Raw genomic sequence first — 907 nt, 5'->3', positions numbered from 1 at the left:
CCGCCTACATGCTTAAACCGGGACAACCGTCGCCCGGCTAACATAGCCTTCTCCGTCCCCCCTTCGCAGTAACACCAAGTACAGGAATATTAACCTGTTTCCCATCGACTACGCCTTTCGGCCTCGCCTTAGGGGTCGACTCACCCTGCCCCGATTAACGTTGGACAGGAACCCTTGGTCTTCCGGCGTGCGGGTTTTTCACCCGCATTATCGTTACTTATGTCAGCATTCGCACTTCTGATACCTCCAGCATGCCTCACGACACACCTTCAACGGCTTACAGAACGCTCCCCTACCCAACAACACATAGTGTCGCTGCCGCAGCTTCGGTGCACAGTTTAGCCCCGTTACATCTTCCGCGCAGGCCGACTCGACCAGTGAGCTATTACGCTTTCTTTAAATGATGGCTGCTTCTAAGCCAACATCCTGGCTGTCTGTGCCTTCCCACATCGTTTCCCACTTAACTGTGACTTTGGGACCTTAGCTGGCGGTCTGGGTTGTTTCCCTCTTCACGACGGACGTTAGCACCCGCCGTGTGTCTCCCGTGATAACATTCTTCGGTATTCGCAGTTTGCATCGGGTTGGTAAGTCGGGATGACCCCCTAGCCGAAACAGTGCTCTACCCCCGAAGATGAATTCACGAGGCGCTACCTAAATAGCTTTCGGGGAGAACCAGCTATCTCCCGGTTTGATTGGCCTTTCACCCCCAGCCACAAGTCATCCGCTAATTTTTCAACATTAGTCGGTTCGGTCCTCCAGTTAGTGTTACCCAACCTTCAACCTGCCCATGGCTAGATCACCGGGTTTCGGGTCTATACCCTGCAACTTAACGCCCAGTTAAGACTCGGTTTCCCTTCGGCTCCCCTATTCGGTTAACCTTGCTACAGAATATAAGTCGCTGACCCAT

The 907-nt window shown here is 53.3% G+C and carries 1 rRNA gene (only partly in view); it reads right to left on the bottom strand.

What is annotated here, in order from left to right:
• Window positions 1-907: ribosomal RNA gene (locus JTI85_RS02605) — 23S ribosomal RNA — on the bottom strand (it extends past both window edges: 1,427 nt to the left, 573 nt to the right).

The sequence above is a fragment of the Citrobacter sp. Colony219 genome (assembly GCF_019382635.1).
In the GTDB taxonomy this organism is placed as follows: Bacteria; Pseudomonadota; Gammaproteobacteria; order Enterobacterales; family Enterobacteriaceae; genus Citrobacter; species Citrobacter youngae.
The sequence above is the reverse complement of the archived record's forward strand: the minus strand, read 5'-3'. Positions and strand labels throughout refer to the sequence as shown.